We start from the raw sequence: 24,641 nt of genomic DNA, 5'->3' as shown, positions 1-24,641 counted from the left end.
CTGCGCTGCAGTGCGGTTACTTGGTTCCTTGGTTCCCGCCCACCCGTCATACCGGGGTGGGGCGGGGAACCTCCACGGTATGGTAATGAGCAATGGCGGTATGCCGCGGATTTGCAATGCCGCACCGTGGGGGTGCCGCACCATGCAGGAATTACCGCACCGTGGTTGAATTGATGTGAATTGACATGGCGGGGGACAGTGATGGGTCATGCCGCTTCTTTGCGGCTTATTTGTGATACGGCTCGCCGGCGTTGATTTTGTAGGCGCGGTAGATCTGTTCCAACAGAATCACACGCATAAGCTGATGCGGGAAGGTCATTTTCGAGAAGCTCAGCTTGAAGTCGGCCCGGCGCAGAATCGCATCGTCGAGGCCGATCGATCCGCCGATCACCAGCTGGATATGGCTGGTGCCGCGCAATCCCAGATCGTTGATTGTTGCGGCCAGTTCCTCGCTGGAAAGTTGCTTGCCGTCGATCGCCAGCGCAATCACATAGGCGTTGTCGCGCAGATGTTTGGCGATGCGCTCACCTTCCTTGGCTTTGATTTGCCGCTCTACGCCCTCGGAAGCATGGTCCGGAGTCTTTTCGTCGGCCACTTCGACGATGTTGAGTTTGCAGTAGCGGGACAGTCGTTTGGAATACTCGTCGATGGCGTCGCGCAGGTACCGTTCTTTCACACGGCCCGGCGCAATAATGTCAATTTGCATGGTAATCAGTTCATCGTCGTCGAAAAGATGATTAGGGTAAAGGAGGCCGTATCTGTTGCCGTAGCGTACGTTTTTCCAGACTAAAAACACTGTCGTCTGAAGGAACGTACGCTGAGACACAGTCAGCGTACGTTCCTTCAGACAAGTCGGCAGTTAATCTGGAATAACGTACGCTGACGATTGGGGCGTTTGTATACGGAGCTGATACGCTACATCAATCAATTACGTAGCGGAATCGATTGATGTGTGCGGAGGCCGACGTTCGAAGCCGAAGGCGCACATCTCCCAGTAACTGAGGAATTGATTAACGCGTGTGGCAGCAAGGCGCACCGAGGGAAGGCGCACATCTGGTGCGTCGACCGAGGGGCAACGAAGCTGACACTCCGTTAATCAATTACTCCGTAGAGGCGGTCGCCGGCGTCGCCCAATCCCGGCACGATGTAGCACTTGTCGTTGAGCTTCTCATCGACCGCGCACACCACGACCTTGAAGTCGATGGACGGGTCGATATGCTCTTCGACAAACTTGATGCCTTCCGGGGCGGCGATGATGCATACGGCCGTAACGTCCTTGGCACCGCGCTCGGCGAGGTAATGGGTGGCGGCGACCAGAGTGCCGCCGGTGGCGAGCATCGGGTCGATGAGGAAGCACTGGCGGCCGGTGAGGTCGTCCGGCAGACGATTCGCATAGGTGATCTGCTGGGTCGGGTGCTCCTCGTCGCGCTTCATGCCAAGGAAGCCGACTTCGGCGGAGGGAATCATCTTGGTCATACCGTCGAGCATGCCCAGTCCGGCACGCAGCACCGGCACGATAATCGGGCGAGGCTCGGCGATGTGCTTGCCGATCATCGGGGCGACCGGGGTTTCGATGGGCTTGTCCACCACGTCAAGATTGCGGGTGGCTTCGTAGGCCTCCAGCATGACCAGTTCGGAGACGAGCTCACGGAAGGTGGCGGAGGAGGTGTTCTTGTCGCGCAGTACGGTGAGCTTGTGCTCGACCAGCGGGTGATTCAATACGTGAAGTTCCATGCTTCCTAAGCGTAGTCCATGATTGCCGACCCGCCGAATCAGCATAGCGTCTGATCGCTAGACGGTAGGGCAGGGGCGTATGCCATTGCGTTCGCGCGAAATGCGCACGCCATATTCGTGCGAGACGGTCTCGTCGTCCGTTACATTGAGAACGGTTCGTAATAGATGTCGTCCGCAGCCACGCCATGTGTGCGCAGGGTGTCGCGCACGGCTTCCATCATCGGCTGAGGGCCGGCAATGAGATAAGCGGCACCCGGACGAATCATCGATGCGATCGCGGCCGCATCAGCCCGCCCGGTTTGCAGACGAACACGTGTGGCTGGTGTGGTGCGTCCAAACTGCTCCAGTTCGTCACGATAGATAAAGTCGCGATCGGAACGAACGGTATACAGGAAATCGACCGGGCGATTGCCGTCCGCATAGGCGGAGAGCACGCCGAGCAACGGTGTGATGCCGATGCCGCCGCCGATCAGTACCAAAGGCGTACGTGATCCGGGGGTACTGGAGCCGTGACCCTGTTGAGCGAACGTTCGGCTGATGTCGGTCGTATGACTGTCGTGTTCCCGGATGAATTCGGCATAACGGCCATACGGCGGCGCGATGCGTACGACGTCGCCGGGTTTGAGTGAAGCGATACGTGAGGTGAAGTCGCCGTCCGCACGAATGGCGAACGCCATGGTGGGTGAGTCAGGATGCGGCAGGGTGACGGTGGTGTCCGCTGTGGAGATGGTATGTACCGACGTGTTGGTGCTGGCCGAAGTGCCGGCGAATGCAACGCTGCCGGATGCGGGATAGGAATTCGTCAGTGAGAACGGGTGGAACTCGTGCATGCCGCGTTTGTCGGGGAATGCGATAAACGCGAAATCGCCGGGATTCCAGCGAATTTGGGTGTTGTCGCGTCCGTCGAACGTTACGCGCAGCTCGATCACACGATCGGCGAGAGGGCGCGTTGAAGCCACGCGGCCACGCCACGCGAAGGCTCGACGGTTCACCGAACTCCACAGGTAGTAGGCGAAAACGGCGATTGTGGCAGCATCAAACAAGAGAATGAACGGCTTGATGGATGCGATGTAGTCGATGACATGCACATGGATCACAATCAACACGATTGCCACGATGTTGAGTCGATGCAGCCATACGCTCATTTCATGGCGAAACACTCGCTCCAGCGAGCGCTTGATCGTGGCCAACGCAGGCACGCGAGCGGTGAGCCATCCGGCCATAAACACCAATGACCACACTGCAACCGCAGTGAACAGGTAGAGGCCGGCGTGCCCGGTCAGACCGATCAGCGCGCCGGCGCCGGGCAACAGGGCTTGGTGGAAGAACGCAAGTGCGATGGCCAATATGGCCAGTACGCCGTGAATCATGTACATGTGAGGCAACCCCACCGTGCGGTCCACCCAGCGTGGCCGGCAAGCCAAGTACACGGCGGCCAGCATCCAGGTGTACGCCACAACACCGAGCTCGGCACCGAACAATGTGTCGGAGTACAGTGCGGGCAATCCGGTTGACAGTGCGACCAGGAACGGCAGGGGGATGACGAACAGCGCTACTGCCCAAGCTAGGGCGATATTGGATGTGAAACGTTTCATAAGTGATTCCTGATGATTCCTGCTGATTCTTATGAGAGAGCGGGTCGATTGGTCGATGGGGGCGTCGAGCGCCCCGGCTTCAGCTCGCTGACCGTGCCATCGGCACGGATGAACACGGCCATGAGATCGTTCTGAGCGGCAGGGTTTGCGGCCACGAGTTCGCGGAATGTCCGCTCTCCGGCGCTGATGGCGGTGGTGGCCCACATATCCGCGAATGTGAGATGATCGCCGATAACTGTGGCTTGGGTGAGGTCATGTGTACTGCGAGTGATGTGCTCGCCGCGTTGGCTTGTGCCGGAAGTGGCGATGCCGCCATTGCGCATGGTGACTGTACGCACGGTGCCGTGCGGGTTGCTGGGATCCTGCACGCCGATGTTCCACGTGAAATCACTGGTATCGGCCACAGCGGTCTGGATGTCTCCGCCGCCGCCCAGTGCCGCGGCGTCGCATTGGCCCGACTTGATGAGGGGCATCAGAAACTGTTCATGCGCGCGTTCGACAGCCCAGCCTTTGACGATGCCGGTCGGATCGTATGCGCCGGCGTGCATCGGATCGAAATGACCATGAGTGAGCCCCTTGGCCTGTTCCATCAGGGCGTAGACTTCAGCAAACGCCGACTGTGTGCGTCGGGTGCCGTCGGGCGCGAGGGTAATTCCAGCGTGCCGTGACGGTCGTTGGCCTTGAGCGGCGGATTGTGGCAGATGATGGTCCGACGCGTCGGCGAGCAGAGGCGACCAGTCGCCGTGCCGGGCCGCCGTGACCTGTGAGTCACTGCGGAAGGGAGAGAAGGTGGTCTCGACCTGCCTCAGAAAGTCGGCGACGCGAGGCGTTACCGTATCGATGAGGGTGGCGAGCTGTGCGGCGCTCGCGGTGTCGCTTGCCAGTTGGAGCGTGAAAGGAATGGTCATTGCATGGATGACCCGGGCTTGAATGACTGTCATGAGCGGATTTGTTGAATCAGAGTTGGGCTGTGTAGATTGCGTATGCTGCGGTTTTGCATGATCGTAAAACGGGTGTCAGTCGGCGTTGAGCGCTTGGTTGATGGCGTCTTGCAACGAGTTGACGAAGGCGGTGGAGGTTTCGGTGGCTCCTGAGACGAACTGGATGTCCGCGCTTTGCGCACTGATGGCGCGTTCGGTGAGCTCGGGTATCGCTTGAGCGTTGACGGATTGCGAACGGCCGTGTGTGGGAACCTTGAGCGTGGTGATGGTGGTGATTTTGCCGCCTGAAACCTTGACCTGAAGTTGGATCTCGCCGTATTCGTTCGGCGTGGAGACACTGGTGTAAGTGCCGTCCGTGAGGGTCGAGGATGAGTCTGATGAGTCGGATGATGAGTCTGAGGCGGTGCCCGAAGAGTCGGCGGAGTTGCTTCCGGATGCGGAATCCGAATTGTTGGATGTGCCGTCGGTGGTGCCTGCATCGTTGGAATTCGTGGATCCTGCGCCAGATTCGGTGCCGGCCGTCGCCAAACCGGTGGACGTGGATTGCTGAGCCAGATGCGGTTTGACGAACAGCAGGAATGCGTCGCCGATGATTGCTAATCCGGCCACTATTGCGATGGCCGTACGGGTGAAAGTCTTCATGGTTGTCCCCTCATGAAAAAAGCGTATATCTGCGTCGCCGTGGAAACGGGCGAGGCGCTGTGAAAACCCCTGATCTACCAACGAGGGTAATCGGTTGGGACTGAAGACGTGGTCAACACTTTCTGAAAGCCCGCTGAAAACACCCGCTTCTGTGAACTATCTCACGCCAATATGAAGATAAAAGAAAAGCGTCGGACCGCGAAAGCGCCTGTCGGCGCGGGCCGGAGCGTTAAGCGGACAGCACGGTGTGCTGTCCGTAGTGACGGCCTGAGTGAGGTGGTAGCCGAGCGAGGGTGATGCTGGGTCTCGCCGTAGGCGAGTCGGATATTGCAGGACCGGAGGGGCTCGCGGCCCTTGCGGAATTACTTGAAAGATGAAGTGTAAAGCGTCGGACCGCGAAAGCGCCTGTCGGCGCAAGGGCCGCTCGCGGCGGCAAAAAATGGAGCCCGGGGCTTAAGCACGGCCCGACGCGAATCCCTAGTATAGCGTGCAACGTGATGTTGGCACGCCGACCCACGTCTCGGCACCTCCAGGCGCTCCGTCCTACTCCAGCCGTCCGCGGCGCCAGAGATTGGCACCGTGTTGGAAGGCTTTTGCGGTGGTCATGAGGTTGGCGCTGGTGTGCATCAGGCGAGCGGCTTTGGTCCGTACTATTTTTTCGTCAGAAGATGAGGCAAAACCGCCATTGGCGTCGGCCCGAGAGACCATGCGTCGTGCCTCCACACGCAAACCCAACGCTACGACATCAGTAAAGGCGGCCGCCCGCTCCAGCGCCACGGCGAAATCGCCCACAAACGCACCGGACAGAATCGAATCAGCCAGTCGCGCGATATCGTCTTCCGTAGGTGCCTGATCCACTCCGGCGATGGCGGAAGCAGTGGTGGCCACCGGTTCGCCCAGTCGCCACAGACGGGCGATTGCGTCACGGTTCGAGCGCATCCACGTGCGCAACATGTACAGTCGCCACAGTACGCCGGGCAACGAATCCGGCTCGGCGTCGCTCCATAGCTCGGCGATTTCGTCTACGCCAACTGTTTCCACCAGCGTCAACACGCGTTGCACCACTTCCGGATCCTCGCTGTGACGCACGCGGTCGAGCAGGGCCGCGGCGGAAAGGTGACTCATCTCGCTCATGGCCTGAGGGTCCATGCCGCCGGCCAATCCGTCGGCCACACCAGGGTCAAGTTGTGCCGGGCGTGACGGACGTGATGATCCTAGGCGTGCCGGGCCAAACGCGCCTCCGGCTGCGCGCAGTGAGCCGAAGCCCGGGCCGAATCCGCCGACCGTTGAGGCGCGCGAAGCATGCGCCGCAGCGGCGGCTGCCGACGAATTGGACGAGTCAGGTGAAGCGGGTCTAGTAGACAAGCGGTTGCACTTTCTGAATATCGATGATGGAGGGCGTGGCGCCCGGAGTGATGAACAGTACCACAGCGGAACCGGTCGGCATGAACGGTGTTTTGACGATCAATCGTTTGGCCAGCGAATTAGAGACGCACAATCCGCGCAGTTGCTTAAACATGCCGCCGATCACCGGCCGGTGCATGCAGATCGCGGTAGGTTCGCGGCGGGCGAGCATCAGGTCGATTTCGTGAGTCAAACAATCCCACGCGCCTTCCGGATTATCGGCGTACGCATCTTCGGTGAGCGCATCCAGCGTAACCATTTCGCGTTCAGTCTGCCACGAGTACGTTTGCAGCGTTTCCATGCAACGTATCCACGGCGATGTCGTGAGACGGGTGGGATTGAAGCAGGCGAGCTCGTGGTTCAGTGCATATGCGGCGGCAGCGCCACGAGGCGTGATCGGCCGGTTCGCGTCCGTGCCTTTCCACATCTTGCGTGCCTCGGCCTTGCCGTGACGCACGATAAGCAGCGGTACAGCGTTGAGTGCCCCCTCTTCGACACGGTCCACAAACGTCGCCAGAATGTCGCGGTCGGTGGAATGCGTAAGTTTTTTGCGCGCCTCGGCGGGGGTGAGCCATACGATTTGGTCGATCTCGCCTACGTCCGCGCGATGCACCGGGCCGAACGCCTTCGTGCGCTTGGCGTCGTCGTCGGCGCTGATAGGCGTGGCCATCCAGAATCGTACGTGCTTGCTGTCGCTGGCGAGATCTTTCGTGTGACGATGTTTGCTGCCTTCTTCGGACATCGGGTAGGAGACGTCGCCCAGATACGGGCCGAGCGCGACCGGCAGTCCGCTTTCCTCGCCGATTTCGCGAACCGCGGCATGCAAGGCGGACTCGTTCGGATCGAGTTTGCCTTTCGGCCAACTCCAATCGTCGTATTTCGGTCGGTGCACGATGCACAGCTCGATGTAGTGCAATACGTTATTTGATGGTGCGCAGGTCGATGCAACGTTGCTGTCCGCAGGCGCATAGCCGGGTTTCCAGCGGTACAGAATGCCGCCGGCGGCCTCTACGATATGTCTCATTGTGTTGGTACCCATCACTGGTCATTGTAGGGCAAAACCAACTGCCGCTACGTAGTTTGTGCTTACCAAACGACGATGCCCGGCCTCCCGTATGAGTACGGAAGGCCGGGCATCAATCGCTATCTGTCCGTGAAACAGTGTAGCAGCGTTTTACGTTAGCGTTCACACTGAGGGTGGGTGCGCTTTTGCGTGGACGCTGACGTAACGACTCGAATGGTATTCCGCACGCCAGTCCCTCTTCGGCGAAGAGAGGTTGGCGTGCGGAATACCATTCCCTGTGCAAAGCCGATCGTGGCGGATGCGAGCCGCGTCAGTTATGCGAGCGACGACGACGCGTGTGCTTGCGGATCAGGTACTCCTGGCTGTCCACCAACGGGCGGCCTTCGTCGTCCTTGGTGTGCAGCACGTAGGTGCCGTCGGGCTGCATATGCCAGCTCACGGTGGAGTCGGCCATCTGCAGATCCACGTACTTGATCAGCTCGTCGATCTGCTCCGGGGCGGTGATGCGCACCAGAGCCTCCACGCGGCGGTCAAGGTTGCGGTGCATCAGATCGGCGGAACCGATATACACCTCGGGGCCGGACGACGGGCCCTCGCCGATCTGCGGGCCGTCTGCGTTGCAGAAGGCGTAGATACGGGAGTGCTCCAGGAATCGGCCGAGCACCGAGCGGACGCGGATGTTCTCCGACAGGCCCGGAACACCCGGCTTCAACGCGCAGATGCCACGCTCGACGATGTCGATCTTGACGCCGGCCTGAGAAGCGCGGTACAGCGCGTCAATGGTTTTCTCATCCACGATCGCGTTGCACTTGATCTTGATCCAGGCTTCCTTGCCGGCGCGGGCGGCGTCCTCCTCGCGGCGGATGCGCTGGATAAGGCCGGTGCGTACGGTACGCGGGGCCACCAGCAGACGGTGGAAGCTGGACTTCGGTGCGTAGCCGGAGAGCTGGTTGAACAGTCGGGTGAGGTCCTGACCGACTACCGGGTCGCAGGTCAGCAGACCCAGATCGGTGTACAGACGCGCGGTCTTCGGGTTGTAGTTACCGGTGCCCACATGGCAGTAACGGCGCAGGCCGTCCGCCTCCTGACGCACCACCTCGATGAGCTTGCAGTGGGTTTTCAGGCCCACGATGCCGTACACCACGTGCACGCCGGCGCGTTCGAGCTTGCGGGCCCAAGCGATGTTGGCGTCCTCGTCGAAGCGCGCCTTGATCTCCACCAGTGCCAGCACCTGCTTGCCGGCATGGGCGGCATCGATCAATGCGTCGATGATCGGCGAGTTGGAGCTGGTTCGGTAGAGCGTCTGCTTGATGGCCAGAACCTTAGGATCCGCAGCAGCTTGTGCCAGAAAGGCCTGAACGGACGTGGAGAAGGAGTCGTAGGGGTGATGCAGCAAGATGTCGCGTTCGCGGATGGCGGCGAAGATGTCCTGCGCACGGCTCGACTCGACCTCGGCGATCTGACGGTTCGTGGTCGGCACAAACGGACGGAACTTCAGGTCCGGGCGATCCACACCGCCGAGCTCGAAGAGCACGGTCATATCCAGCGGGCTCGGCAGACGGTAGACCTCGTCCTGGCTCACGCCGAGCTGGTCGGCGAGCAGCTGGGAGAGGAACGGGCTGGTGGAATCGGTGATCTCCAGACGGATCGGCGGTCCGAAGCGGCGGCGCAGCAGTTCCTTCTCCATGGCGTTGAGCAGGTTCTCGGCGTCGTCCTCTTCCACGTCGATGTCCTCGTTACGAGTCACGCGGAAGGAGCGGGCTTCCTTGATGATCATGCCCGGGAACAGGGATTCGAGGTGGGCGGCGATGAGCTTCTCCATCGTGATGAAGCCGTAACGCTCGTCCTTGGACTCCTCGTCCGTCATATCGTCCACCGGCACCAGACGCGGCAGGTTGCCCGGGATCTTGACACGGGCGAAGTGGGACTTGCCGGAGGACGGGTTCTCCACGATCACGGCAAGGTTGATGGAGCCGCCGGAAATGTAGGGGAACGGGTGGGCCGGGTCCACGGCGAGCGGGGTGAGCACGGGGAACACCTGCTGGCGGTAGTAACGCGAGAGGCGTTCCTGCTCGGAGGAGGTGAGCTTATCCCACGTCAGCAGAACAATGTGTTCCTTCTCCAGTGCGGGCAGCAGCACGTCGATGGCGTAATGCGCGTGCTCGTCCTGAAGACGATGCGCGGTTTCGCTGATGGCGCGCAGCTGCTGACGCGGGCTTAGGCCCGCGGCGGACGGCACTGCGATGCCCGAGTCGATGCGGCGCTTCAGGCCTGCCACGCGGACCATAAAGAACTCATCGAGGTTCGAGGCGAAAATCGCGGCGAAATTGGTGCGTTCGAGCAGGGGCAGGTCTTCATTCTCCGCGCATTCAAGCACGCGCTGGTTGAACTTGAGCCAGCTCAGTTCGCGGTCGAAGAAGCGGTCCGGAGGCAGCGGTGCCTCGCCTTCCTTATCGACGCGGCGGTCGTTCTTGTCGGTTTCGGCAATATGCTCTGCGATTTGGCTTCGCAGAATTGCCTTTGAGGGTGCGTCAAATATCTGTGCCATAGCCTATATCGTAAGCTTTGCTGTGGCCGGAAACCTAGTGAACGCTCAAAATTCAGGAGCCGTTCATATTGGATTGCCTTGGTGGGGCGTGAAGGGCGTTGTGTGTGCGACACGCCGGTGGATTCACGGAATCGCACATGAGCGAACATCATACGGGTTCGAATCGAACGCTTCTGCTCGTTTGCGGCGAGCGGCGAAGTGCGATTGAACAGTTGCGATAAAAACCGAACATTGCCGGTGTGCAGGTTGCAGGAATCTGTCGCGGTGAATAGATTATGAGGTACAAGAACAACTGAACAGAGCAGAGCCCACAAGTAGTGTATGGTCACGAGGACTGTTACGTTGGACGGGCATTGGAAAGACTTACCGTTACAACGATGATGTTGTGCAGAGATTCTGCTTCAGTAGTTGCTCTTGAGAAGAAAAGGCCCGCTCCGGCGGGCCTTTTCGTTTGTGTGCTGTAGGTCGGGCGAAAAATTTGGGTTATAGAAGCCTTGGGTTATAGGAACTTTTAGGGTTATAGGAACTAAACGTGGTGTTTTAGACTCCGTTTCCCAGTCGCCCGATTTCTATTTTCTATGGGGCGTGGCGCGGAAGTCGTTCCAATCGGTGCTGGTCCCGTATTCGTGTTCGTCATCCTTGGATTCGGGGAGCTAATGGGGCTTAGCGGGGGATTGTGGAGTCATTGCGAGGCGTAACTTGGTTATGAGGGGTAGGTACACCGGTTGCGCGGAAGTCTATCTGCGTTGCAAGGGGTTGTGCCGGAACGAGAACACCCTCTATTGGCTCTATATGTCACCGTCATTACGCCGTTTTGCGGCATTTTGCGGTCGGAGATACTCGGGGTGCGACCCCTTGTAACGCAGATAGGTATTTCGGACAACGGGAATCCACCCCTTGTAAGCGAGAAAGAACCGGGAAAGACTGATGAGCCGGCCGCGAGGTGCCATGGGACTCGGCGTTGCATCGTGGCCGGGCGTGGTGAAACGGTTCAATCGGTCTTGAGGCATTGCAGGAATCTCTCTAGGTCTCCCGGTAAAGGGGCGGTGCAAGCCGTCCAACGGTTCGCGGGCGCCATGGAACTCGGCGTCTCATAAGAGGCGGTGGAATGAACCGCCAATCGGCTATGAAACGCTGTGAAATCAGTGACACTGAAATCAGTGACAATGAACCATTGATGCGTCAATCGTGTTGAGGCATCCGCGAACGGTGCGGCGGAAGCAAGCCGAAACAGCTACAGTGGTGAGCATGACGGAAATGCAGCGTGCTCCAGAAGGAATGTCGACCAAACCCCGCATCAGGCCTGCCGATGCGGATGACGACCGACCGGTCTCTATTTCCGCGCGTTTGGGACGTTTGCAGTTTCATCATTCCGGCAAATTCCGCGTGCTACAAGTTGCGGATGTGCAGGATGGGCCGAAAATCGCCAAAGACACGATTACCCTTCTCGAAGCCAGTTTGGACGCCGCTCGGCCTGACGTGGTGATCTTCTCCGGCAATCAGATCGCCGGTTACGATCCGGCGTTCGCGGGATCCTTCCGCAAACGTCGTTGGAGCGAAGAGCCGATTGCCGAATCGGCGCTGGAGCAAACTCGCGCCTTGGTGCGTCAGGCCGCTGAACAATTGACGGCACCGCTTGCCGTTCGCGGAATTCCGTGGGCCATAACCTACGGCAATCATGATTTTCAGTGCGGTCTGAGCAATGCGCAATTGGATGATATCTATCGTGACCTGCCGGGGTGCCTGAATCCAGCGACTTCGACGAGCACGGCGCGAAGTGCGGAGGAAAAGCCGGAACCGCCGAAAGCCGCTAATGTCCTGGAGCCGATGCTGCCCCAGCAGACCATATATACGTCCAACCCACAGGAGCCGGGCACGTTCGCATTGCCCGTGATGGATATGGGTGGTTCGAAGGTTGCGCTTGGACTGGTCGTGCTGGATTCCGGCGACTATGTGCATGGCGGCGGTTTCGGCACGCCTTCGGCGGCGGCCATGGAATTTCTGCGCAAGGTGCCGGGGCTGATCGGTGCCAAATCCGTGGTGTTCCAACACATGCCGCTGCCGGAGTACTATCAGGTGCTCAAGCCGGTGGCGGCCACTGCGGCCTTTGCCATGCAAGGCTATCGTGATCATGCGGATACCTATTACACCTTGGATGATGAGCGCGTGCAGCCCGGCGGCTACCTCGGCGAAGGCATTTCCTGCCCGGACCGTTCAGAGGAGTTCGCGATATTGCACGACAGCGAAGGCTATATAGGCGTGTCTGCTGGTCATGACCACCGCAATGGATTCGTGGGCGAGTATGAGGGGCTGCTCTTGGCCACCACGCCTACATGCGGGTTCAACACCTATGGCCCGGCCCCGGCCAAACGAGCCGTGAGGTTGATTGAATTCGACATCCGCCATCCGTATGAGCCGCGCACCCAACTTCTGGAATTCGGTGAGCTTGTGGGCAAGCCCAGCTCGCGTCGCGCATATACCTTCGCCGTGAACCAGGCTGCTCCCGGCGAAGGTGAAGGCGATGATCTGCTGCGTAGGCCATCATTGTGGAGCCAGCTGACTGGATTATTCAAGTAACTGCATAAATATTGCATAACCGCAAGGCCCGCAAATTTGCGAACTGGAGTTTGCGAACTGAATACTGAAGGTCGGTGGCCGTTGCGGTGGTCGGCTGCCAAGACTGGCAGGGAAACCTCGCTGGCGATGGTGTGAGCGAAGCTGTTATGCCAAACGCTGGCGGACCGTCGCTCATAAGCAAGATTATTGCAGTCTCGCCGCCGCCGGTTGGCAGGATGGCTTCATTCCCGATGCCATTGACAAAGGGAGCATGCCGAAAACTGGCACGCTCCCTTCGCTATTCCATATCTGGATATGTATGCACCGAAACGGATTCCGCGCTGGGGCAGCGAACCGGGCGGATCAACGAGATCCGCAGAGCCAAACGGACCGGGGGCAGATCAGCGGAATCCGCAGAGCCGCCGGACCGGGGCGGACCAGCCGAATCCGCCGGATCAGCCGCTCAGCGAACCGCCTTGACCAACGCCTCGGTCAGGTACTTGCCGGCGGCCATCACCAGCGGTGCGTAACGGCGTCCGGGGGCGGCACCCATACGCCCGGTCGGGCCAGAAATCGAGATTGCCGCGATGACCTGCCCAGAGGCATTGCGGATCGGCGCGGAAATCGAACAGACACCATCTTCACGCTCGTTGACCGATTCGGCCCATCCGCGCTTGCGGACCGCGGCCAGCTTGGTCGCGGTGAACTTGGCGTGGCGCAGTCCCTGATGAAGGCGGTCGGAATCCTCCCAAGCCAGCAGAATCTGTGCGGCAGAGCCGGCCTCCATGGACAGCATGGCGCCCACGGGAATGGAATCGCGCAGACCGGAGGCACGCTCTACGGCGGCAATACACACACGCTGATCGCCCTGACGCCGGTAGATCTGCGCGGATTCGCCAGTGCGGTCCAGCAAGGTCTGCAGAATCGGGCCGGCAGCGGTCAGCAGACGGTCTTCGCCGGCGGCTGCGGCGAGTTCAGCGAAACGAGAGCCCAGCACGAAACGGCCGTGCTGATCGCGCAGCACGAAACGATGGCGCTCAAGTGCGATTGCCAGGCGATGTGCGGTGGGGCGGGCGAGGCCGGTGGCGGCGACCAGCTGGCCCAGAGTGGAAGGGCCGGACTCCAGCGCATCAAGAATCTTCACAGTCTTGTCAAGTACGCCGACGCCGGAATGAATCTCTCCGTCGTCCTTCGAGGCTGTCGTATCACCCTGCTCGGGAGCGGTCAAATTGTTGTCAAGCGGTTCTTCTTCGGAATCAGTCATAATAGAGGCGATTATGCCATCTCACATAGTGAAATACCAAATCGAGGAAGTGTCTCACGAGGTGATCATGCGCGTGCGCGGGCCGCGGCAGAGCTATCTCGATGCGATTTTCACCGATGATTCGTCGGCAATCCGTCGGCAATCCGTCGATAGAGCGTCGGCAACATGACGACAAAGCAACGTATTTTTACACCTACTTTATAGGTATCTCAATATCCGGCCTGTGCATGGCCGCCCCTATCGGGACCACTTAGGCTATTACCACGAACAAGGCGCGAACACAATACCTCGCGCGGAATTTTTTGGAGGAAACACTATGGGAACGACACTGGCCGAGAAGGTCTGGGCCGATCATCTGGTGCGCAAGGGCAGCGACGGTGCGCCCGATCTGCTGTACATCGACTTGATGCTGATGCACGAGGTCACCAGCCCGCAGGCATTTGAGGGCCTGCGTCTGGCCGGCCGCAAGCCGCGTCATGTCGATCAGCTCATTGCCACCGAGGATCACAACACTCCTACCGTGGATATCGATCGTCCGAATCCGGATGAAACCAGCGCGCTGCAGCTGACCACGCTGGAAAAGAACTGCAAGGAATTCGGTGTGCGACTGCACCCGCTAGGCGATGCCGATCAGGGCATCGTACACGCCTTCGCCCCGATTCTGGGCCTGACCCAGCCGGGCATGACTATCGTGTGCGGCGACTCGCATACCTCCACCCATGGTGCGTTCGGCGCGCTGGCGTTCGGCATCGGCACCTCCGAGGTGGAACATGTGATGGCCACGCAGACTTTGAGCCTGAAGCCGTTCAAGACCATGGCCATCAACGTCAATGGCAAGCTGCCGGCGGACGCCACAGCCAAGGACATCATTTTGGCGATCATCGCCAAGATCGGCACCGGCGGCGGCCAGGGGTACGTGATCGAATACCGTGGCGAGGCCATTCGCAACCTCACGATGGACGAGCGCATGACCGTGTGCAACATGTCCATTGAGGCCGGTGCCCGTGCTGGCATGATCGCGCCTGATGAGACCACGTTTGAATACTTGAAGGGCCGCCCGCATGCGCCGGAAGGTGAGCTGTGGGACAAGGCCGTGGCGTACTGGAAGACGCTCAAGACCGACGACGATGCTGTATTCGACAAGGTGGTGGACATCGACGCTACCAAGCTCGGGCCGTACGTGACTTGGGGCACCAACCCCGGTCAGGGTCTGCCGATTACCGCCGACGTGCCGGATCCCGCCACGATCGCCGATGCCACCGAGCGTTCTGCCGCCGAGCGCGCGATCAAGTACATGGGTCTGAAGCCTGGCATGCCGATTAAGGACATCGCGGTGGACACCGTGTTCATCGGCTCCTGCACCAACGGCCGCATCGATGATCTGCGTCAGGCCGCCGCGATTATGAAGGGGCATCACAAGGCCGATTCGATTCACCGTGTGCTGGTCGTGCCGGCGTCCTCCCGCGTGCGTCTGGAAGCGGAGAAGGAAGGCCTTGACAAGGTGTTCAAGGACTTCGGCGCTGAGTGGCGTAACGCCGGTTGCTCGATGTGCCTGGGCATGAACCCGGACAAGCTGGTGCCGAACGAACGCTCGATTTCGACTTCGAATCGTAACTTCGAAGGCCGTCAGGGCAAGGGGTCGCGCACGCATCTGGCTTCGCCGGCTGTGGCCGCCGCCACCGCCATTCGCGGTACGATTTCGTCTCCCGCCGATCTGTAAAGGACTGCTGATTATGGAAAAACTCACTACTTTGACCGGTGTGGGCGTGCCGCTGCGTCGCTCCAATGTGGATACCGACCAGATTATTCCGGCCGTGTTTTTGAAGCGTGTGACCAAGTCCGGATTCGATGATGCCTTGTTCTACGCCTGGCGTCGCGACCCGAACTTTGTGCTGAACCAGCCGGAATATGCCGGCAAGGGCCAGATTCTGGTGGCCGGTCCTGAGTTCGGCATCGGCTCCTCCCGCGAGCACGCCGTGTGGGCGCTGCATGATTATGGCTTCCGTGTGGTGATCGCCCCGAGCTTCGCCGACATTTTCTATGGCAACACCGCCAAGAACGGTGTGCTGGCCGCCATCATGCCGCAGGAATCCGTCGAGCTGCTGTGGAAGCTGCTCGAAGAGGAGCCGGGCCGTGAGATGACCGTCTCACTGGAGACCCGCACCGTGACCTGCGGCGATGTGACTTTGCCGTTCGAGGTGAACGATTACGTGCGTTGGCGTCTGATGAACGGCTACGACGACATTGATCTGACGTTGCAGCATGAGGACGATATCGCCGCCTACGAGAAGATGCGCGCCGAAAAGTTCCCGTTCAAGCCCAAGACCATTCCCGCCAAGCACTGGCCGGAAGAGCAAATCCAGTCCGCCCGCGAACCGGAAGAGAGCAACTGGGCAGGACCTCTAGCCGATCGCGGCATTATTTAGTTTGCGATTGTTTGAATTTGCATATCAGGTGATGATGGTTGCTGACCATCATCACCTTTTTGTTTGAGCCGAGTTTGTGGGTTTGCGTGGGGCTGGTCTGAAGCTCGGGAAAACGGCTCTTCTGCCTATCGATGGAAAGACCTATACTTTTCCCTGTATGCAACGATGCTCTCGGATGTGGTTTAGGCCGGGAAAATCATGACATAAGTTTGGAGAGACGATGTCGAAGAACATCACACGACGATTGGCCGGAATCGCTGCTGCCGTGGCGAGCCTTGCCATGCTGTTCTGCGTGCTGCCCGCGCAGGCTGCGGATGCAAGCCTGAGCACGGACGCCAGCGCCAATGCCAATGTAGTGCAGGCGTTGAAGTACGTGCAGGACCTGAATGCCTTGCGCGCTCGTACTGATCGCCGCGCACTGACCAAGGAACAGATTGCCGCAGCTCAGAAGGCCGATAACAATTCCTCAATCCCTGCTAGCCAGATTCCGGATGGCGTTGCCGACGGCTCTGCCGTGTCGGCGCTGAAGGTCAACAGCGATGTAATGAAGTGGGCGCAAACACGCGCCGATGAGCTGGCGCAACGTGCGGTGAGCAACCCCCAAACGCCGTTGTCCCATGACAATATGACCAATGGCCGTCCGTCATGGTTCGGCAACTACAGCAATCCTGCGGGCACGTATCATTTCGGTCCAGAAGCTTTGGCTCTCGGCTTCCTTGGCTATAACTCGTACAACCCGGTTGATTCGTGGTACAGCGAGCTGAACTACGAAATCGAAAATCCGAACGCTTCTGCGGCTGATCTGTCCTATAACCGTCAGGGCTACGGCCATTACCTCACCGAGGTGTTCCCCTATGCCGATATCGCCGGTATCGGCGTGTCCGTGGTCCCGAGCGGCCGTTGGAAGGGCGCGATTGTCACTGTGCTGGAAATCGCTCAGAGCAACGGAAACACCACCGGCACCACGCAGACCCCTGAAGAGGCTCTCGCTGGACTGCGCAGCATCCAGTCGGTCACCAACCCGGCTGCGATGACCGTGGACTCCGGTACCTCCAAGCCCGCGAATCTGCCGGCTACGGTGTCCGTGACGTACGACGACGGCACCACCGGCCAAGCTGCCGTGACGTGGAATGTGCCGGATAACTGGAACGCCGATCGCAAGCAGCGCACGCTGACCGTGATGGGCACCGTCGCCGGTACCAGCAAGACCGCTTCGTTGAAGCTCACCGTTAAGGCCGCCAGCATCACCGGCGTCACCGCGAACGGCAACACCACGGTCACCACCGCTTCCGGCACTGCGCCGAGCTTGCCGGCCACCGCTACCGTCGCTTGGTCGAACGGCAGCTCCGACAACAACGTCGCTATCACATGGGAAGCCAACGATTCCTACAAGAAGCGCGAGGGTGCTAACTACTCGCTGACCGGCAAGGTCGGCGACACCGGCAAGACGGTCACCGCACAGGTTACCGTCACCCCGGCCACTGCTACCAAGGCCGCCAGCCCGGCCACGACCACCGTGGTCAAGGGCGGCGCTCTCGGCTCCATTCCGACCGCCAAGGTGACCTGGTCCAACGGCGACGTCACCGATGAGAACATCGTTTGGGACGCCGGCAAGGATCCGTCTGCCGCCACCTTTGACGAACTGGGCGATCAGACCTTCACCGGTAAGGCTCAGGGCCTGCCCGTCACGTGGAAGGTCACCGTGGTGGACGCCAAGGTGACCAAGGTCTACAACCCGGCCGGCATCGCCGTGGACTCCGGCACCGAGCCAAAGCTGCCCGCGACCGTGAAGGCCGATCTGGACAACGGCAAGAAGGGCCAGGATGTGCCGGTGGCTTGGGCCGCTGTGCCGAACACGTGGAAGGACCGCAACGGTGGTTCCTTCGAGGTCAAGGGCGTGGCCAACGGCCAGTCCGATCAGACCGTGACCATCAAGGTGACCGTCAACCCCGCCAAGGCTACGGGTGCCACGTTTGCCGACGGCACCACGGAAACCGCGCTGACCACTGATTCCGGTACGAACCCGGCCTCCAAGCTGCCGAAGACCGCCAAGCTGGCATGGTCCAACGGCGACACCACCAACGCGACCATCGCTTGGGAATCCAAGGACGACTACAAGAACCGTGCGGGCGGCCAGTACGATCTGACCGGCACTGCGGAAGGCTTCAAGCTCACCGCGCACGTGACCGTGAACGCGGCCACCGTGACCGGCATTGCTCAGCCTAAGGCGGCCACCGTCAGCGAAGGCGTCAAGCCGACCATCCCGACCACCGTCAAGGCGACCTGGTCCAACGGTGACAAGTCCGACGAGACCATCGTCTGGAATGCCGATGCCGATCCGAACGCGGCCTCCTTCGAGACGGCCGGCGATCAGACCTTCACCGGCACTGCCGCAGGCAAGGCCGTTACGTGGAAGGTGACCGTGGTGAAGGCCACCATCACCGGCGTTGACAACGCGACTGCCGAAACCGAAGCCGGCAAGGTGCCGACGCTGCCCGCAACCGTGAACGCACACTGGTCGAACGGCGCTGCCGATACGCAGGTCGCCGTGACGTGGAACACCAACGGTGTGGACTTCTCCAACCGTTCCGGTGCGGACAAGACCGTCAAGGTGCTCGGTTCCGTCGAAGGCTGGAACGGCACGGTCGAGGCGGATGTCACCGTGCACAGCGCCACGGTCACCGGTGCGGTGGTCGATGGCGAAACCACGCTGACCACGCCTTCCGGCACCGATCCGTCCGCTGATTTCCCGAAGAACGCCAAGGTCTCTTGGAGCGACGGCGGTTCGGATACCACCGAAGCCATCGTGTGGAACACGTTCACCGACTACACCAAGCGCGAAGGCGGCACCTTCGACGTGAAGGGCGCAGTGGAAGGCCAGACCGTCACCCTGAAGGTGACTGTGGAGCCGGCCACCCCGTCCAACGTGGAGCAGAGCCAGTTCGAGCTGACCACCACGGTCGGCACCAAGCCGGAGCTGCCCGCACAGATCAACGTGATCTGGTCCAACGGCGACAAGGTTCCCGCCGCAGTTGAGTGGGAATCCTATGATGCCGCGCTGATCAACAAGGTCGGTACGTTCGAGGTGCAGGGCAAGGTCGGCAGCGAGGAGTTCCCCGTCACCGCCACCGTGACTGTGAAGAAGGCCGAGGCCAAGCCTCAGCCGACCACGCCGAAGGGCGACACCACTACCAAGGGCGACACCGCCAAGAACAACACGACTACCGACACTGCCAAGAACAAGTTGAGCAACACCGGTACGAATGTGGCGATTATCGCCGCTGCTGTGGTGATTCTGGCCGCCATCGCCGTGGTGGTACTGGCTGTGGCCAAGCGCCAGCGTCACTGACGCCAGCAAGATATCGGCTGAGTGATCGGCGCCTGATGCTCAGCCACTCTCAACATTGACTGAAGGGTCTTCCGGGTTCACCGGAAGGCCCTTTGTCGTAAGTTTGGCTTCGCTCGACCACTCACTGTCCGTCGAACCAGCGAGCGAGGACGTCGGCATCCTCACGATCGAGGAACAGGAAGCGCAGTTCGCTGATGCCGTTCATAACGAACAGCAGCATCCGCACGCTGAAGATGCCGCGCGGTTCACGCCATAACGTGGTCGATTGCTTGAACGACTGCACACGCGAGCGACGGGTTATCATCACGAACGTATTCAATGTGCTTGCGCCCGAAACTACTATGCGATGCGGTAGCGCGGCAATGTCAGGAACCGATGCTGATGCAGCATCAGGCGAGGAGGAAACGCCGAGGGCCTGTGGCACGGGCTCGTGAGAGATCTCGTATGGGGGTTCCTGCTCGACGTTGCGCAAGCGTTCGTCGGGAATTGCATATCCCTCTTCCCGGTATTTGAGCCAACGGCAGGCAACCAGCCATAACCCGCACGACAAGGGTACGAATAACAGCCACCAGGGCCATCCGAGACCCGGCAAGGCAAGCGAGGCGCGCCATGCGGTTGCCGCAGCGGCATTTGATCCGAGCCAGACGAGCGCCATCAAGGCCAGCGTCAATATCACTGGCATCGTGAGGTAATACCGCAGCAGACCGCGGCCGGTATGGCGGATTGCCGGGCCATGTGCGGAACCCGGTTCCCGCACGTCCCATTCCGGCAGCATATCGTGCAGTACCGTATAGACTTGGCGCGTGCTGATCACCGGCAGGATACGGGCTGCGGAAATAGAGTTTTCGTCGTGTGCTCCACTGTCTGAGGAGCTCAATCCCACCCCTACCGAACACAGGCCAAACGGCCGGCGCAACAGCGACTGCCGGACCATCACCGTCTGAATGCGACTGACCGGAATCGTGGATGTGCGGCGCGTGAACAGTCCACGCACCACCACCAGATCGTCGCCGCGACGCCACACCTCAAAACCATAGAATCGTAGCAGCGAGGTGACGATGCTCACCATCATCAGTGTCATTACACAGACCAGCACAAGCATCACGACGGACAGCACGCCGCCTGTCAAGGCGTCGCCCACCGACTGTTCGGCTCGGCGCACCATGCTCTTCGGCAGAATCTCCTGTACCTGCTGTATGAACCCGTATATCACGAACGCGGCTGCAAGGAACCCGAGATCGGTGACGGCGGACAGCAGAATATCCTTCACCGAGGCACGAAACACCGGAGCTTGGCCACGCGAATCCGCGGACGGTGCGGACTTGCCGACGCACGCAATGGGGCCGGCTGTGTAGGCGGGATCATAGGTTGCGTTGCGAATGGACGACGCGACAGTCGTGCGGGACTGCATGGTGCTCGCCTGTGCTGTACGGGCCCGCGCGCGCAACTGCTCCAGCTCCAATTGCAGTACCGCAGGCACGGCAGTCAATCGGATATCCGCATCTGCCGCACCCGCCGCAGAAACGGTGAGCTGCACCACGCCGAACGGTTGCAGATACACCGGCGACGAACTGCTGATGGTATGAATCGAGCCGTAGCTGATGGTGCGATGCTTGCGAAACAGCAGCCCGGATGTGAACGAGAGATTATCCGAACCAAGCTGGTAACGGGTGGTCGACCATTCGATGATGGGAGGGATCAGCGCGGCGACGATGGCCGACGCCAATGCCAATACGATGATTGTGCCGCTCAGCTCCCGACGCAAGATGACCAGAAACGTGATGAACAGACCTATGATGCCGCGTACCGAGGAGACCATCGCCACGATGAGTCCGGCCGGGTGCAGCATGCGCCAACCGGTGATGGGCCGGCCGTTGGATTGGCCGTCGGCCGGGCCGCTGTTGCCCACGGATGCGCTGTACTGACCGCCTGCCATCACAGATCGTCCTTTGCCATGGCCACACGTTCGGTGATCAACGCCACCATGCGTTCGGCCTCGGCGGTGTCCAGCGCGGCGATTTCATGCTCATCGGCTGCCGTATGCACCACCACGGTGGTCAGACCGAAATGCCGCTGCACCGGATTCTGTTTGGTGTCCACATGCTGTACACGTGTGTATGGCGTAGTGATGGAGCGACGGAACAACCAACCCTTGCGGGTGGCGAGATCGCGCTCGCCGATACGGAATCGTGTGAAGGCGTAGCGGTACTTGGTTTGCAGCGGCTGAAACGCAAGATCCAACACCGCATAGGTTGCCGCCAGGGTGACGATAAGCCGCTGCCAGACTCCCCACCAGCCGTTTGCGGCGCATATGATGGCGACTACGGCGCAGACCGCCAGCCATATGCCGGTTTCAATCGCTTCGTTGATCAGCCACACCGTGCGTACTCTCGGTGGCAGCGGCCGCCAGGCGGCGCTGATCGCGGTGTGCGCGGTGCTTTTGGGCTCTTCGGGCTCCATCGCCGTACTCCTCTCGTTGTGGTCTGTGCTGTACCCAACCATATCCGGTCCGGCAAGTGTGCCGGCGAGACCGGTCCACAGATGTTGACTGACGGGCCTTCCCGCTGGACGGGAACGCGTATTTGCGGTTGAGTGGAACGTAGCGAGAAAGGGATTGACGATGAACGATGGTGATCACGCTCCACAGGACCAGCAGATTCCACAGGGCTTGCACGCTTCGCATGATGGCACAGTACGGCCGAATGACAATCCGTATGCGGCGGGCCGATCCTTTCCGAATCCTTATGTGACTGGTCCGGTGACAGGTTCGGTGCCCGGGCAGGGCAACATGGTCGCTCCGCCGCTGTGGGCACCGTGGTATGGCATCGGGTTCGGCAAAGCCATCGCGCGATTCTTCCGCAAGACGTTCTATTTTCACGGTCGGGCGTCCCGCGGCGAATACTGGTGGGCGCAGCTGCTCTTTATTTTGCTGAATATAGGCGTTGCCTATGCCGCGTATGGCATAGGCATGGTGATGGGCATCAGCGACGTTGGCGGTGACGGCCTCTTCGGTTCGCCGCTCGACGATTTCGCCAATAACGCGCAGCTAGTGCCTCAGGCGTTGCTGTTCGTATCGAATCTGTCGGTGTCCGTACGTCGTCTGCACGACGAGAATCGCCGCGGATGGTGGGTGGTGTTGCCCACGTTGCTGCAGATTGTCGGCTTGGTTGCCGTGCTTGTTTCCGTTGTTGTGGGGAGCTTATCCGGTGGTGAATCGTCGTCGGCTTTCGCTCAGACCATGGTTGTGGCGATGCTGTTGTGCTTCGGTGCGTTGCTGCTGTCGGTCATCATCTCGATCACACTGATGATTGGCCCCAGCAATCCGTTGGGTGCACGATTCGACAGGCCCGGCGCAGGCTGGGGATTGGGGCGGCGCTGATGGTTGGCAGACGATCGGGGCGATTGACGCAGTTCACACAGACAGACGAGGCGCGGGCCGGACTGGACGCCGCGCGAACCATGTGGCGTCGTTGGCTGATATGGTTCCGCGAGCCGCATTTTCTGGAGAAAACGAGCCTGTGTACGGGCGCGGCGATGGTGGTAACGCTGATCATCATGCCTCCGGATTCTCCGTTGCAGATGCTGTTTGCGCTCGGATGGCTGGTGTTGGTGGCTATGGTGCCGTTCGCGCCACGTACGTTGTGCATCATCGGTCCGGTACTGTGCCTGATTGCCTCCGCAATGCCTCATCCGGGGTGGTGGACGGCCGGTGATTTCCTGTTGATGGCATCGTTCCTGTGCATCGGATATACGTTGCCGCGCTGGCCAGCGATCGGTATGCAGGTGGGCTATGCGGTGCTGGACGCAATCGGTACCGCCTGGTTTGCTTTCCCCTCGTTGGGCGGCGGGCTCATTCGCGGTGTGATCGAGGCGCTGAACGACATCAACCGGCAGTCGATGGCCGAAGACGGCATGACGATTGCGACACATGCCGAAGCGGCGTTGCCGCAGTATGCGCTGGTGGTGTTTGTGGCGACACTGGCGTTGGACCTGATGGTGCTGGGCTTCCTGCGCGTATTCGGCACCGCATTCCGGCGTACCGTCGAAGCCGACGCGCGCGCCGAACGCACCGAATTGTTGCTCGGGCGCATCACCCGCGAGCAGGAATTAGCCCATGTGATTCACGATTCGGTGGCCAACGACATGTCCACCATCGCGATGTTGGCTTGGCGGGCGAAGGCCATGGACAACGACACCGAATTGCTGGACGCGATCTATGCAAGATCGCACCATGCGCTGGATCGTGTGCATGAAGTGATCGACGTGCTTAACGGTAAGCGGGAATTGGAAGATCTGCGCACGGGCGCTGTGGGCGCTTCGGACATTTCGGATGTGGCAATCGGGGCCGACCATGCGGTCGGACATGCGGATATGGGCGGTACGGCTGAAACTGAATCTGTGGCTTCTGTGGCATCTGCAGCCGATCGGATTCCGATCGATGCGCATATCGAAAAATATGTGGAAGATCAGGACCGGGCGATGAGCATGCTGGGGCTGCATGGCGTGAGCCGGCTGAACGCAGTGCCGGGTGTGATGGTGTCTGCCGCCGTGCAGCGGGCGGTAATGGGGTTGTTGGAAGAGATATACGCCAATATCGTGCGGCATTGCGCATTGGAAGACCAATCGGATGACGGTGTCGGCCGTACCTTGAATGATGCAGAACCGGCCTATAGCCTGTTCATCGACATCACACAAGAGGGCATCCGAATCAATGAAATCAATATGATCGCCGATGAATCGCAGACGTTGGTGCACAAGCATCGGCAAGGCCGTGGCTTGACCATGCAGCGCGCGACCATCGAGGCTCTTGGCGGGATACTCAACACCAGCGCCCAAGACGGTGCATGGACGCTCGGCGCGGAGATACCGCTCGCTTAACGGCTCCCCTTCGGTCCAGCAATTAGGGACTGGCCTTCGGCCAGACTCAATCCTGCCCTCGTTCGGCTATCGCCTCACTCGGGCTGAGCCTACAAACAGCACACTGTGCTGTTCGCTTAACGGCTCCCCTCCGGTCCAGCAATTAAGGACTGGCCTTCGGCCAGACTCAATCCTACCTTCGCTCGGCTGCCGCCTCACTCAGGCTGAGCCTACAAACAGCACACTGTGCTGTTCGCTTAACGGCTCCCCTCCGGTCCAGCAATTAAGGACTGGCCTTCTG

17 protein-coding genes are annotated in these 24,641 nt (G+C 60.2%); 6 read left to right on the top strand and 11 right to left on the bottom strand.

Going from position 1 to position 24,641, the window contains the following annotated elements:
- Positions 1-226: 226 nt before the first annotated feature.
- The 8 genes from rlmH to CUU80_RS09900 form a co-directional block, all read right to left on the bottom strand.
- Positions 227-706, bottom strand: a complete 480-nt coding sequence (gene rlmH, locus CUU80_RS09935) for a 23S rRNA (pseudouridine(1915)-N(3))-methyltransferase RlmH (protein WP_100497187.1) — start codon at positions 704-706, stop codon at positions 227-229.
- A gap of 386 nt (positions 707-1,092) precedes the next feature.
- Positions 1,093-1,734: a uracil phosphoribosyltransferase gene (upp, locus tag CUU80_RS09930; protein ID WP_100497176.1), complete on the bottom strand. Its 642-nt coding sequence runs from the start codon at positions 1,732-1,734 to the stop codon at positions 1,093-1,095.
- Positions 1,735-1,874: 140 nt separating this feature from the next.
- A complete protein-coding gene (locus CUU80_RS09925) occupies positions 1,875-3,329 on the bottom strand; it encodes a ferric reductase-like transmembrane domain-containing protein (protein ID WP_100497175.1) in 1,455 nt (484 codons plus the stop codon).
- Between the two features lie 29 nt (positions 3,330-3,358).
- Positions 3,359-4,270 carry an FAD:protein FMN transferase gene (locus CUU80_RS09920; protein WP_100497174.1) on the bottom strand — a complete coding sequence of 304 codons (912 nt, stop codon included), beginning with the start codon at positions 4,268-4,270 and terminating at the stop codon, positions 3,359-3,361.
- 75 nt (positions 4,271-4,345) lie between these two features.
- Positions 4,346-4,912, bottom strand: a complete 567-nt coding sequence (locus CUU80_RS09915) for an FMN-binding protein (protein WP_100497173.1) — start codon at positions 4,910-4,912, stop codon at positions 4,346-4,348.
- A gap of 543 nt (positions 4,913-5,455) precedes the next feature.
- Entirely contained in the window at positions 5,456-6,277 is an 822-nt protein-coding gene (locus CUU80_RS09910) for a hypothetical protein (RefSeq protein WP_100497172.1), read from the bottom strand.
- On the bottom strand, positions 6,267-7,340 hold the full coding sequence (locus tag CUU80_RS09905) for an NUDIX hydrolase (protein ID WP_165775927.1): 1,074 nt from the start codon (positions 7,338-7,340) through the stop codon (positions 6,267-6,269). The genes CUU80_RS09910 and CUU80_RS09905 overlap by 11 nt, the downstream gene beginning before the upstream one ends.
- 310 nt (positions 7,341-7,650) lie before the next feature.
- Positions 7,651-9,888, bottom strand: coding sequence for an RNA degradosome polyphosphate kinase (locus CUU80_RS09900; RefSeq protein WP_100497170.1), 2,238 nt, complete (start codon positions 9,886-9,888; stop codon positions 7,651-7,653).
- A gap of 1,248 nt (positions 9,889-11,136) precedes the next feature.
- Here CUU80_RS09900 and CUU80_RS09895 point away from each other — a divergent pair.
- A complete protein-coding gene (locus tag CUU80_RS09895; protein ID WP_100497169.1) occupies positions 11,137-12,465 on the top strand; it encodes a metallophosphoesterase in 1,329 nt (442 codons plus the stop codon).
- Between the two features lie 442 nt (positions 12,466-12,907).
- On the opposite strand, the gene CUU80_RS09890 is transcribed toward CUU80_RS09895, so the two are convergent.
- Positions 12,908-13,708, bottom strand: a complete 801-nt coding sequence (locus tag CUU80_RS09890) for an IclR family transcriptional regulator (RefSeq protein ID WP_165775925.1) — start codon at positions 13,706-13,708, stop codon at positions 12,908-12,910.
- 316 nt (positions 13,709-14,024) lie between these two features.
- On the opposite strand from CUU80_RS09890, the gene leuC reads away from it, so the two are divergent.
- From leuC to CUU80_RS09875, 3 genes are all read left to right on the top strand, one after another.
- Positions 14,025-15,428 carry a 3-isopropylmalate dehydratase large subunit gene (gene leuC, locus CUU80_RS09885; RefSeq protein ID WP_100497168.1) on the top strand — a complete coding sequence of 468 codons (1,404 nt, stop codon included), beginning with the start codon at positions 14,025-14,027 and terminating at the stop codon, positions 15,426-15,428.
- 13 nt (positions 15,429-15,441) lie between these two features.
- Complete coding sequence (leuD, locus tag CUU80_RS09880; protein ID WP_100497167.1) at positions 15,442-16,134, top strand: 3-isopropylmalate dehydratase small subunit; 693 nt, start codon at positions 15,442-15,444, stop codon at positions 16,132-16,134.
- A gap of 220 nt (positions 16,135-16,354) precedes the next feature.
- Positions 16,355-19,483 (top strand): Ig-like domain-containing protein, encoded by a 3,129-nt coding sequence (locus tag CUU80_RS09875; protein WP_100497166.1) that lies wholly within the window; start codon positions 16,355-16,357, stop codon positions 19,481-19,483.
- A 121-nt stretch (positions 19,484-19,604) separates the two neighbouring features.
- On the opposite strand, the gene CUU80_RS09870 is transcribed toward CUU80_RS09875, so the two are convergent.
- The gene (locus CUU80_RS09870) at positions 19,605-21,419 is read right to left on the bottom strand and encodes a PH domain-containing protein (protein ID WP_100497165.1); all 1,815 of its coding nucleotides are present in this window, start codon (positions 21,417-21,419) and stop codon (positions 19,605-19,607) included.
- Positions 21,419-21,943 carry a PH domain-containing protein gene (locus CUU80_RS09865; RefSeq protein ID WP_165775924.1) on the bottom strand — a complete coding sequence of 175 codons (525 nt, stop codon included), beginning with the start codon at positions 21,941-21,943 and terminating at the stop codon, positions 21,419-21,421. Before CUU80_RS09865 ends, CUU80_RS09870 begins: the two co-directional genes overlap by 1 nt.
- A 160-nt stretch (positions 21,944-22,103) precedes the next feature.
- Between CUU80_RS09865 and CUU80_RS09860 the strand changes: the two genes are divergently transcribed.
- On the top strand, positions 22,104-22,862 hold the full coding sequence (locus CUU80_RS09860; protein ID WP_100497163.1) for a DUF805 domain-containing protein: 759 nt from the start codon (positions 22,104-22,106) through the stop codon (positions 22,860-22,862).
- Entirely contained in the window at positions 22,862-24,361 is a 1,500-nt protein-coding gene (locus CUU80_RS09855; protein ID WP_133119421.1) for a sensor histidine kinase, read from the top strand. Before CUU80_RS09860 ends, CUU80_RS09855 begins: the two co-directional genes overlap by 1 nt.
- The last annotated feature ends 280 nt before the right edge of the window (positions 24,362-24,641 follow it).

The sequence above is a fragment of the Bifidobacterium scaligerum genome (assembly GCF_002802865.1).
GTDB classification, from domain to species: Bacteria; Actinomycetota; Actinomycetes; order Actinomycetales; family Bifidobacteriaceae; genus Bifidobacterium; species Bifidobacterium scaligerum.
The sequence above is the reverse complement of the archived record's forward strand: the minus strand, read 5'-3'. Positions and strand labels throughout refer to the sequence as shown.